Genomic DNA, 9992 nt, shown 5'->3' with positions numbered 1-9992 from the left:
ATTTTACTCTCGGAAAAACCAAATTTACTCCTCCTATTAAAATTAATCGTTTCAAATCTAGTACACCGGGTATGTAATAAGTACACCACAAATTTGAGGAGGTAATACAATGGCAACAACTACAACTACTAAAACAAAGTCAAAAAACAAAACGTTATCCGATACTCTCAACAGGCAGGTGGCGAACTTTTCTGTTCTTCATATGAAGCTGCATCACTTCCACTGGTATGTAAAGGGCGAGAACTTTTTTACCCTGCATGTTAAATTTGAGGAACTATACAAGGAAGCCGCCTTACATCTTGATACGATTGCGGAAAGAATGCTGTCGCAACGGGCATTACCGGTAGCAACCCTCCAAGAGACCCTGGAGCTTACCTCACTAAAGGAAGCAACAGGCGAGGAAAATGCACAGCAAATGGTCCAAGCACTGGCTGATGATTTTGAGATGATTTGTACGGAGCTGACAGAAGGGATCTCGCTTGCCGAGGAGAATGTGGATCAGCCGACTGCTGATTTACTCGTTCACATTCGTACCTCGTTAGAAAAGCATAGATGGATGTTTGAAGCATATCTAGGCGAGTAAGAAACAATTAAACCGGGGTGTCAGCCATAGCGCTGACACCCTTCTATGATGAGGCATTTGTAGAAATTAAGACGAGACACATATCGTCTTTTGGAGGATTGACGAGCTCCCAGCCTGGCTGCAGTTGATGAAGCAACGCCGCAGGATCCTGCATATCCTCCGCTTGCAAAGCGCCAATCAGCTTATCACTTGCATCCTCATATTTCTCCTCCAGCCATTCTGATAACCCATCCGTGAACAACAGGATCCGGGCAGAATCTCGATAAGGAATGACCCCTTTGGTGACCTCAATTTCCTCAAAAAAGCCGAGAGCACACGACCCTTCTGTTAACAGCTTCACTTCCTGATCCACAATCGCAATTCCTGCAGGATGACCCGCATTGACATATTCAATACTTTGTTTTTTCGTATCGAGGACAAAGTAAATCGCCGTAAAATAGTAATTCATTAAACTATCAGGGTTATGAAGCTGATTCATTCGCCTGTTCAGTTCTAATATCACTTTTTCCGGATCAACAATTCCCGTAATCGTATCTTTTAAGGCGGAATAGATGTACATCCCGACAAGGGAGGATGAGATCCCATGACCCATCATATCGAGCAGAATGACGCCATATTGATTCGGACTAATCTGATACCAGGCATAGAAATCCCCCGCAAGCTCAAAAGTGGGCCTGTACACAGAGGAAATGCTGATATCCTTTTCCTTTAGCGGGCTGCTAAGCATACTTCGTTGCACTTGCCTGGCTAGGTCCAATTCATACTGAATTCGTCTGTCTCGTTCCTTCCGCAAATCTTTTTCTTGCTTTAACCGCAGGACGGAACGAATCCGGGCAAGGAGTTCAACTTTATTAATCGGTTTCAACACATAATCAAGGGCTCCCGCATCCATCGCCTCAGCCATTTTATTGGAATCTCCCATCGCCGTAACAAAAATAATAGGCAGGTCGGAGAACCTTTCATTGGCCAGTACTGTCCTGCAGGCTTCAATTCCATCAATTTCCGGCATCATCATATCCATTAAAATTAAGTCTACCGGCACTTCACTCGGATTAGGTGCATCAAGCTGTAAATATTGGTATAACTCCCCTGCAGAGGAGAGCTTAAGCAAATTACCATAGCCTGCTTTCCTTAGGATTTTCTCCACAATCATGAGATTCGTACTATTATCATCGACGATGACAATCTTCATTGGCATTGGGCTTCCCCCCTATTGCAAAAGGTGATGCCTGACCTCCATCCTCAATCAGGGTCAGGCACTTTATTAGATGGAACAATCCTGACGCGGGTTCCGGGCAAGAGCCTTACGCAACTTCTCAATCGCCTTTTTTTGCATACGAGAGACATGCATTTGCGAAATTCCTAGCAGCTCCCCCACTTCGCGTTGGCTTTTGTTTTCGATAAACGTCGACTGAATGATTTGCTTCTCCCTATCGTTCAATACATGAAGGGCGCTCTCTAGCAGGAGCTGCTGGTCGATTTTTTCATATCCTTTATCTTCTGACCCGATCACATCTAACGCAGTAACCCCGCTGCCATCGGAACCGGTTTCAATGGTTTGGTCCACGGAGGCTGTTTGATACCCTTTTCCTAATTCCATTGCTTCGAGTACTTCCTCTTCAGAAATCCCTAAATGCTCAGCGATTTCAGGTATCTTAGGTGAGCGTTGATAGCGGTTGGTCAGCTCATCCACGGCTCCATTCAATTTGGGCCATGTTTCTTTGATCCGCCTTGGGACATGTACATCCCACGTCTTGTCCCTTAAAAAACGCTTGATTTCACCAATCACCATCGGAACTAAATAGGCTTCAAAATGATTCCCGGTGCTGGGATCGAAACGTCTGATGCTGGATAACAATCCAATCATCCCTACCTGCACGATATCTTCATGCAGATTCCTGCCTTTTGAATATTTTCTCGCAATACTCCCAATCAGATTGGTGTACTGTTCCACTAAGAGGGTTTGGGCGGCCTCGCTCTCGTTCTCCTGAAAGTCCAGGATCAATGAATAGATTTCTTCCTTAGTTCGTTTCGCGGTCTGAGGTGGCTTTGTCATGATTTTCACGCTCCTCGCCTAGATACTTCACCATGAAGACCGTTACTCCGGACGTATTCGAAACACGGACTTCATCCATGAGCGTTTCGATCAGATATAAACCTAACCCTCCCTCTGTGAGTTGATCGACTGTAGTTGACTCTGTATATGGGCCCAGTTCTTCTTTTGTCTTTATAAAATTAAAGCTTTGACCGCTGTCAGCAACCATCGTTTCTAACTTATCCTCGTAAATACCAAAGCCAACAATAACCTCTCCGCCTTCCTCTTCGGGATAGGCATGCTGCACCGCGTTTGTGCAGGCTTCACTTACAGCAATTTTAATATCCTCAATTTGCTCATATGTATAACCCATGGTGCTGGCTATTCCTGAAATTGTTAATCGAATAACACCCACATACTCCGGTTTGGCTGGAATCTTCATTTCAACATAATCCATCACGTGTTTCATCGTCCCCCATCCTCTGTATTGTCGGAAATACTCATAATATGGCTTAAACCGGTAATCTTAAACAGACGCTTCAGGCGGTCTGATAACTCAACCAGCCTAAGTTCTCCCTCGTTTTTGTTCAGTTGCTTAAACATCCCTACAAACACGCCAAGGCCGGTACTATCCAAGTAAGAGACATCCTTTAAATTCACCGTAATCACCTTGTTTTTCCCCTCCGTAAGAGGCAGTATCTCCTCACGAAGCTTCGGCGCTGTATACGCATCGATTTCTCCAGTAACACTCACAAGTATTTCCTTCTCATTCTGATGTTTTTCTATATTTACCTTCATGTCATCACCTCTGAAAAATAGTTAATGGTTACATACCCTTTCTAATAGAAAGCTAAACCTATTTTTTAAAAAAATATTTTCCTAGCATTATACCAGAAAAAGGAAGAGTTACGAATAGACACAAAAGCCTAGTGAAATAGTAGTGATTTGGATGTAAGAAAAAGGCTTGCACCCATTAGTGCAAGCCTCTTATATAGTAAAGGCAGTGTATGGTAGATTACGAATCAGTTACTATTTTGATCTTTACCTTTATTCTGCGATTTCGATGGGGGATCTTGAAATTGTTTTATCACCATTCTTGGAAATCGAATCACCATATCTCTGCCTGTCATTCTCTTGTTGGACATTTTCACCACTTTTAAAGGATGGGTCGTCATCTCTTTGCCCGTTCTGGCGTGAAAGCTCTCTTAAATCTTCCACAATCCCATCGCTAGGGAATTCCTGCTTCATCGAAGGATCTTCTCCATCGTTATATCCCGTCCGTCCTTTTTGGTTCCTGTCCGTAAATTCGTTTTCATCCTTACGTCTTAATGATTCCATTTCCTTGTCATCAACATAATTTTTATTCATCATGGTTCCTCCTTTTATTTTTCAGATTGCCGTTTTTCATTCCTGCTGGTTTTACCGAACAATGCAACCACATACTTCAACCACCCTCCTTCGACTCTATCGTTTTGATTAGGTTAGCTAGTTTCTAACCTTGATAGTGTTATACCCGATTCGACTAGGTTCAAACCTTTTTCAATGAAAAAATGAACCTTTCTTTTTCCCTTTTAAAAGATCCCCTGTCCAGCCCTTCGACTTTAAGTAGCCATAGAGCAGCGCCGTCGACAAGACAATCGAAACAATAGAAACCAGGTAACCATACCTCCACTCAAGCTCTGGCATATGTTTAAAATTCATTCCCCAAAGCGCTCCTAAAGCCATAATAGGGGTAAAAATAATCGTCAGAACCGTTAAGGTTTTCATAATTTCATTTCCCCGATGGGACGATATGACCTCTTCTAAATGAATCATCGAGTCTAACTCCTGTTCATACTCCCTCAGCAGAACCATCGCCCGGTCTATCCGTTTGCACGTTCGGATAAAAATATCTCCGTTATTGACGGTAGGAAAATCATTTTCCTCGATCGCCATTTTCAGCTCCTGGATTGGAATCAAGAGATTTTTACAAACCAACAGTTCATGCCTCTGACAAAAAACATGTTCTAAAATCCTCATATCATTCCTCTTTTTTACACCCCACATCAGCTTATGGAGCGACTCTTCGAACTGATCGATCTCACCCAGTAAGTCATTCACCAGCTCTCCTAGCAAAAATAAAAAGCCATCGACTGCATTCTCCATTTTATTAAGCTGCCGCAGCATCACTTCTGGGGACAGTTGTTTAAAAGAGGTAAACTCTAAATCAATCGTAAATAATGTATTTGAGGTTATATAGAAGTGAAAAATTTGACGGTCTTCTTCCTTATCCTCATTTTGTCTATAAATAAGAGACCCATTCACGACCCTTTCCCCATCTATCAACCCATGCACTTTCACGAAGTTGGTTTGATTTTTTCGAACAGAGGATAGCCAGCCAGAAAGTATGGTCTCCTTTTCCCATACTGTATTCAGCTCATTCTTGTTTAATTGAACCCATTTCCATTGGTCAAAATTAATATTTCTCTCCAAACTAATCCCTCCTTCCAATCAACCCTTTGATTCCCTTAAAAAGAGGAAACCAAACGTAAAAAAAGGTTTTATCGAGAAAGGAAACGGGTATGTACAGAACAAGTCCAAATCTAAAGGAGGTTTAATGATGAGTAAAGTCGTAAGTATGAGCTCGCTGGTAGCGGTAGGAATTGGGGCATCAGCTGCAGTATGGCTATCAAACAAACCTAACCGCATTAAAGCTGAAAGTGTGTTAAGAGACTGGAAACGCAGGGTGAAGCCGAATGTATATGCGAAATCAGAGCAACTTCCAATCGAAAAGGGCGGTAACCCGCACCCAAGGGATTTTGCCGATAACGAAATGGTGAGCGAGGGCGCACAGTATTCCGTTCAATTTTACAATGAGAAGATCCAATAATGGAGCAACGGTTGGGGTACTCGCACCCCAACTTTTTTAATGGAGGTGAATGATGAGTTTACTTTTTTTGCTAGTTTATCTCATTATCATTCTGGTTGTTATTGAGATTTTTGTTGTTTTATTTCGCCTGACAGGGCTGAAAGTTGAGGTTTCTAGGTTCCAGGTTATTTCGATGATGACAGGAACCGGCTTTACAACTGGAGAATCCGAGCTCATTCTCGGTCACCCCATCCGCCGGAAATTGGCCGCCTTTTTGATCCTATTTGGCGCCTTCTCCCTCGCGGTCATTATCTCTTCGATTAGCCAGTTTCTTTCAAAGGGGATTCGGTTAACCGAGATTATAACGGCCGCTGCTACTGTAATCATTGTTTTTTGTACCTTAAAGGTGACCGGCATTCAGCAGCTGCTTTCTAAGATGTTTAACAAGGGACTAAAACACAACGTTGCACTTGTTGATCTGCCAATACGAGACTTATTTTTGAAAAATAAAGAAGATATATTGCTCAATCTTCATCTTTACACAGAATCCCAGCTTGCCCAATCATCATTAAACCGGGTGGTACCCCATCATGATTCACTTGAGTTTGTTATCCTATTTATTGAACGAGGCGATGTGATCATTCGTAAAAACATCTATGATACCACTCTCCACGAAGGAGACCAACTCCTGCTATTCGGTCAAAAAGCTGTGATTCACCAAACATTTAGCCACGACCTCCAGCTTATGGAAGAAAAACAAAAGGAACTCCTAGATCGACCGGAAGAAATCTGAATACAATTTGAAAAAGCCAGGCAGCAGCCTGGCATAACCTCTTACCTGCCAAAAGGTCCTCTTTACCTGCAGATTTCATCCTCTTACCTGCCAATTTCCTTTCTTACCTGCCTATTCACTTTGTTTATCTGCCTAATTAATTCCACGCCCCAAACTAGAAGCTGAAACAACCAGGCGAAAGTCTGGTCAGGTATTTCATTTTCCTATATATGGATAATCCATTCGAATTTTTGCGTAGGTTCTGGATCGATGTGTGCTTTTTAAATGACCTATTTTAAAGAAAACCCTCTTACCTGCCTAAATGGTATCTACACCTGCAGATTTTGTTATCTTACCTGCATAGATTCCTTTTTATCTGAATATTTCCTTTGTTTATCTGCCTAACAAATTCCTCACCCGGACTTGTTCCTGAAAAAGCCAGGTGGGAGCCTGGCTAACACTATCTTTTTTCCTAAATATGGATAAACAACTCTGGAATAGGCATTGATTCATTATTGAGGTGAGCATTTTTAATTTCATTTTTTGTACAAAAACCTCTTACCTGCTAAAAGGTCCCCTTTACCCGCCGAATTCTTCCTTTTACCTGCCAATTCCCCCTTCCTACCTGCCAACTCAACCCGCCCCACCAAACCATGTTGTATATGTTCAACTAATCTTTTTCACCTCTAAATATTTAATGTGATATCCATCCGCTGCATGTACCTTGAACAGACAGCCATCTTCTTCGACTACTTCCCCCGCCGTCACTTCAGCTTCTGCAATTTTGGTTAGAAACCAGCCGCCGATTGTATCCATTCTTTCATCACGTATGTTGGTACGGAGTAACGTATTAACCTCCTCAATCAATATTTTCCCATCCAATAAATAATGGTTTTCCTTCACCTTTTGAATTTTTGCGACTTCATCGGAATCAAATTCATCCCTCACCTCACCAACAATTTCCTCAATGATATCTTCAACTGTCACTAACCCTGATGTCCCGCCATATTCATCGACTAGGATGGCCATTTGACTGCGTTCCTTCTGCATTCTCACCAATAAATCATGGATGGGAATGGTTTCGATTACTTTCATCACAGGCTTTATAAAGGAGTTTAGACTTATTTCTTCATTATGATTTATACCAATTACCTTTGACGTTAGAAACACTTTAACGTTTAGGAGACCAACGATCTTGTCTTTATCACCGTCCATTATCGGATACCGGGAATAATTCTCCTTCCTTACTTTGTCCATCACCTCATCCATGCTGTCGTTAATCGATAACGTGCTCATCTCCGTCCGCGGGACCATTATTTCTTTTGCAATCCGCTCATCAAATTCAAAAATATTGTTTACATAGGTTAATTCATTTTGATTGATTTCACCCTTCTTATAGCTTTCCGACAAAAGCAAACGAAGCTCTTCTTCAGAATGAGCCAATTCTTGTTCGGATTCCGGATTTAAGCCAAAGATTCCCACCAGCAGCCTGGCAGAACCGTTTAGCGCCCAAATAAAGGGCCGCATCACTTTGGTAAATCCAATTATGGGAGCAGCTAACAAAAGTGCAACCGCTTCGGCTTTATGAATGGCAACGGTTTTGGGAGCTAACTCCCCCACTACTACATGCAGGAACGTTACAGAGGCAAAGGCAATGATAAAAGATATAAAATGTGCAAGCGATTCATTCATATTTATCGCCGAAAACAAGGGATGAATTAATTTTTCCACTGTGGGTTCTCCCAGCCACCCGAGTCCGAGTGCCGTAACCGTTATCCCCAGTTGACAGGCAGATAGGTATTCATCTAAGTGGTTTACCACCTTTCTAGCAGAAACCGCACCCTTTTTCCCTTCCGCAATCAATTGATCGATTCTAGATGGACGAACTTTCACAATCGCAAATTCTATCGCTACAAAAAAACCCGTTAGTGCGATTAATAGAGCAATTAATAGTAGATTTATAATCGTCATTGAGCAGCCTTCCTCCCTTCTTATAAAAATAACAATCCGAAATCATTTAGATCCGGATTGTTATCGTTTCGTTCAGTCTTAACGAATCTCTTATTCTATTATTTTATTATCGATTTTATGGTCTAGCTTACGCAGATATTTGGAAGCAAAGTCCTTTCCTCCGAGACCGAATGCAAGTCCAAAAGCTAACGCTAATCCACCTAATAGAAGGATAAATGCAGCATTGACGATGGAGTGCGCAACACCCAGTTGATCCAATGCCATAAAGATGGTTATCGTAAAAATGGCATATTTCGCAACAGCGGCGAGAGTTCTAGAATAGCTGTTCTTAAGGATATTCTGTAAAATGCGCTGTACTAAGTTACCTAGATATAAACCAATTCCCAAGATAATTAGGGCAGCAAACAACATTGGTAGATACGAAATTACACCTGTTCCAAGAACAACAAGGAACTCCAATTGGACAATTTGTAAGGCTTCAACCGTAAATAATAAAATAACGACAATTTTGGCTAGCAATCCAATGATTTGAGAAAGTGTGTAGGTGGATTGCTCCGATTTAAGTAAGCCAAGACCCATGTGGGTAAAGACATTATCAACCTTTAAACGCCATAGCATTTGTGTGACGATTTTCTCCACCCATTTTCCAAGCCATATCCCTACTAAAATTAGAATTACGGCGACCGCAATGTTTGGTATAACCGATACGACATCTTGGAGCATACCGATGGCTGGATCCGAAATGCCTTTTAATTCAAGTTTTTCTAAGGCTGTAATGATGGTAGGTATTAAGATTAAAATAAACGCGATGTTCCCGATAATACTAGAAAGACTTGTAGTATCCGACACTTTTACAATCCCTAAACGTTGACCCAATTTTTCCGTACCAATACTGTTTAAGAAGTTTGTTAGAATATCTCGGACTATTTTTGCAATCAGCCAGCCGACAAACACAATAAGGGCCGCTGCAAAGAGCTTAGGGATGAAGGCTAGTAAGGTTGAAAGCGTATCAGCAAATGGTTCTGAAACCCCTTCAATCTGCAAGGCTCCTAGTACTCCAGGCAGGAAAAGTAAAAGGACAAAATAGAAGAGTGCCGTTGCGATACCGTTCACCTTGTTTACCGCTTCACTTTGGCTTATCGCAATCTTCCATTTTACTAAGTTGCGTTCTAAATGAACCAGAGCCGCTCCCTTTTTAAAGAGCATACGTAGCAGCGAGGCAACACCCCATGCAAAAAGTAAAATAAGGGCAGCTTTTAAAAAGTTTGGAATCGCTGCTGTAATCATCGAGAGCATTTCTACAAGCGGCGTCGCAATAAAGCTTAAGTTAAGCATATTGAAAAAGATAATCCACACCACTACCAGTAAGATATAATAAACAAGTTTTCCAATAATGATTTCTGAAGAATATTTCTTTGTTCCAACATTTGCAAACAGCTTATCATCAAATCTTGTCCTCTTTAAAAGTGCCTCGACACTTTTTCCAATGCTTTTGGCAATCAACCAGCCCACCAATAAGACTAAAAGGGCAAATAATAGGTTGGGAAGCTGATAAAAGTACGAGGTCCATCCCGTCATCATTTCGTTTACATTCATTCTACCAATCTCCTTTTCATCTTTTTATTTTGTCCTAGTATGCATTTACCCTTTTAGTAAGTGACCTAAACAAAAAATATTCATTATCTCAATTAAACTTGGTTGTTGATTTCCGTTCCACTAAGGAAAGCTTCTTTGAATAATCACCGCAGTGACAGGCGGTCTCTGCCTGTCACGAGGCACTTCG

The 9992-nt window shown here is 41.6% G+C and carries 11 protein-coding genes; 3 read left to right on the top strand and 8 right to left on the bottom strand.

The features are described from left to right. The first annotated feature begins 109 nt into the window (after positions 1-109). Positions 110-583 (top strand): Dps family protein, encoded by a 474-nt coding sequence (locus tag CHI06_RS06275; protein ID WP_095247570.1) that lies wholly within the window; start codon positions 110-112, stop codon positions 581-583. Between the two features lie 43 nt (positions 584-626). Here CHI06_RS06275 and CHI06_RS06270 read toward each other — a convergent pair whose 3' ends face one another. The 6 genes from CHI06_RS06270 to CHI06_RS06245 all read right to left on the bottom strand — a co-directional run bounded on the left by CHI06_RS06270 (position 627) and on the right by CHI06_RS06245 (position 5090). Continuing rightward, positions 627-1775, bottom strand: coding sequence for a PP2C family protein-serine/threonine phosphatase (locus tag CHI06_RS06270; protein WP_095247571.1), 1149 nt, complete (start codon positions 1773-1775; stop codon positions 627-629). 72 nt (positions 1776-1847) lie between these two features. Then, entirely contained in the window at positions 1848-2639 is a 792-nt protein-coding gene (gene sigB / locus CHI06_RS06265) for an RNA polymerase sigma factor SigB (RefSeq protein ID WP_095247569.1), read from the bottom strand. Beyond that, positions 2605-3087, bottom strand: a complete 483-nt coding sequence (rsbW, locus tag CHI06_RS06260) for an anti-sigma B factor RsbW (protein ID WP_095247568.1) — start codon at positions 3085-3087, stop codon at positions 2605-2607. Before rsbW ends, sigB begins: the two co-directional genes overlap by 35 nt. Then, the gene (locus CHI06_RS06255) at positions 3084-3416 is read right to left on the bottom strand and encodes an anti-sigma factor antagonist (RefSeq protein ID WP_095247567.1); all 333 of its coding nucleotides are present in this window, start codon (positions 3414-3416) and stop codon (positions 3084-3086) included. The genes rsbW and CHI06_RS06255 overlap by 4 nt, the downstream gene beginning before the upstream one ends. Positions 3417-3665: 249 nt before the next feature. Further along, entirely contained in the window at positions 3666-3989 is a 324-nt protein-coding gene (locus CHI06_RS06250) for a hypothetical protein (RefSeq protein WP_179292541.1), read from the bottom strand. Between the two features lie 168 nt (positions 3990-4157). After that, positions 4158-5090 carry a magnesium transporter CorA family protein gene (locus CHI06_RS06245; protein WP_179292540.1) on the bottom strand — a complete coding sequence of 311 codons (933 nt, stop codon included), beginning with the start codon at positions 5088-5090 and terminating at the stop codon, positions 4158-4160. A gap of 127 nt (positions 5091-5217) precedes the next feature. On the opposite strand from CHI06_RS06245, the gene CHI06_RS06240 reads away from it, so the two are divergent. Together CHI06_RS06240 and CHI06_RS06235 are read left to right on the top strand one after the other, a co-directional pair. After that, positions 5218-5487 (top strand): hypothetical protein, encoded by a 270-nt coding sequence (locus tag CHI06_RS06240; RefSeq protein ID WP_095247564.1) that lies wholly within the window; start codon positions 5218-5220, stop codon positions 5485-5487. Between the two features lie 52 nt (positions 5488-5539). Then, complete coding sequence (locus CHI06_RS06235) at positions 5540-6259, top strand: hypothetical protein (protein WP_095247563.1); 720 nt, start codon at positions 5540-5542, stop codon at positions 6257-6259. A 645-nt stretch (positions 6260-6904) separates the two neighbouring features. On the opposite strand, the gene CHI06_RS06230 is transcribed toward CHI06_RS06235, so the two are convergent. Both CHI06_RS06230 and CHI06_RS06225 read right to left on the bottom strand, forming a co-directional pair. Then, positions 6905-8209, bottom strand: a complete 1305-nt coding sequence (locus CHI06_RS06230) for a hemolysin family protein (protein ID WP_095247562.1) — start codon at positions 8207-8209, stop codon at positions 6905-6907. A gap of 90 nt (positions 8210-8299) precedes the next feature. After that, positions 8300-9805: a mechanosensitive ion channel gene (locus tag CHI06_RS06225; RefSeq protein ID WP_095247561.1), complete on the bottom strand. Its 1506-nt coding sequence runs from the start codon at positions 9803-9805 to the stop codon at positions 8300-8302. Positions 9806-9992 lie beyond the last annotated feature (187 nt).

The organism is Bacillus sp. 7884-1 (assembly GCF_002272245.1).
In the GTDB taxonomy this organism is placed as follows: Bacteria; Bacillota; Bacilli; order Bacillales; family Cytobacillaceae; genus Neobacillus.
The sequence above is the reverse complement of the archived record's forward strand: the minus strand, read 5'-3'. Positions and strand labels throughout refer to the sequence as shown.

Bases quoted from the DNA above. Each gene is read 5' to 3' on its own strand.
- CHI06_RS06275 (WP_095247570.1), top strand. From the start codon at position 110: ATGGCAACAACTACAACTACTAAAACAAAGTCAAAAAACAAAACGTTA.
- CHI06_RS06270 (WP_095247571.1), bottom strand. From the start codon at position 1,775: ATGAAGATTGTCATCGTCGATGATAATAGTACGAATCTCATGATTGTG.
- sigB (WP_095247569.1), bottom strand. From the start codon at position 2,639: ATGACAAAGCCACCTCAGACCGCGAAACGAACTAAGGAAGAAATCTAT.
- rsbW (WP_095247568.1), bottom strand. From the start codon at position 3,087: ATGAAACACGTGATGGATTATGTTGAAATGAAGATTCCAGCCAAACCG.
- CHI06_RS06255 (WP_095247567.1), bottom strand. From the start codon at position 3,416: ATGAAGGTAAATATAGAAAAACATCAGAATGAGAAGGAAATACTTGTG.
- CHI06_RS06250 (WP_179292541.1), bottom strand. From the start codon at position 3,989: ATGATGAATAAAAATTATGTTGATGACAAGGAAATGGAATCATTAAGA.
- CHI06_RS06240 (WP_095247564.1), top strand. From the start codon at position 5,218: ATGAGTAAAGTCGTAAGTATGAGCTCGCTGGTAGCGGTAGGAATTGGG.
- CHI06_RS06235 (WP_095247563.1), top strand. From the start codon at position 5,540: ATGAGTTTACTTTTTTTGCTAGTTTATCTCATTATCATTCTGGTTGTT.
- CHI06_RS06230 (WP_095247562.1), bottom strand. From the start codon at position 8,209: ATGACGATTATAAATCTACTATTAATTGCTCTATTAATCGCACTAACG.
- CHI06_RS06225 (WP_095247561.1), bottom strand. From the start codon at position 9,805: ATGAATGTAAACGAAATGATGACGGGATGGACCTCGTACTTTTATCAG.